Origin of the sequence: Pseudomonas sp. HY2-MNA-CIBAN-0224, assembly GCF_040310285.1 — a bacterium.
Taxonomy (GTDB): Bacteria; Pseudomonadota; Gammaproteobacteria; order Pseudomonadales; family Pseudomonadaceae; genus Aquipseudomonas; species Aquipseudomonas helleri.
In genome coordinates, this window is sequence record NZ_JBEOPQ010000209.1 from 1 (window position 1) to 410 (window position 410).

1 protein-coding gene is annotated in these 410 nt (G+C 44.4%); it reads left to right on the top strand.

The window, feature by feature from the left end; translation table 11 throughout:
- A partial coding sequence (locus AAEZ03_RS26060) for an AMP-binding protein (protein ID WP_350582633.1) occupies positions 1-410 on the top strand: 410 nt, incomplete at both ends.

A 410-nucleotide genomic window follows, 5' to 3' on the forward strand; every position in this document is an offset into this window, starting at 1 on the left:
GACAATATCAATAAAGAGACAACCAACGACAATGTGGCGAAAGATACTCAGTCAGCAACCGAGACAAACACCTTTCCTACGATGCCGACGATAGCCAGCGACAGTCCTTGGCTGAATGCTTATGAGCGTTATGGTATCGATGCGACTATCGACATGCCAGATGACAGTACCTCTTTACTTGAAGTGTTCGAGCGTAACTTTAGCCGTTATGGACAAAAACCTGCCTATATCTGCATGGGTTCGTCTATTAGCTTTAAGCAATTAGACCTATACAGTCGCCAAATTGCTAGTTATTTACAGTCGTTAGGACTGGTCAAAGGCGACAAAGTGGCAGTAATGATGCCCAATGTCCTGCAATATCCGATTGTGATGCTAGGTATCATTCGGGCAGGTATGGTATTGGTCAATGT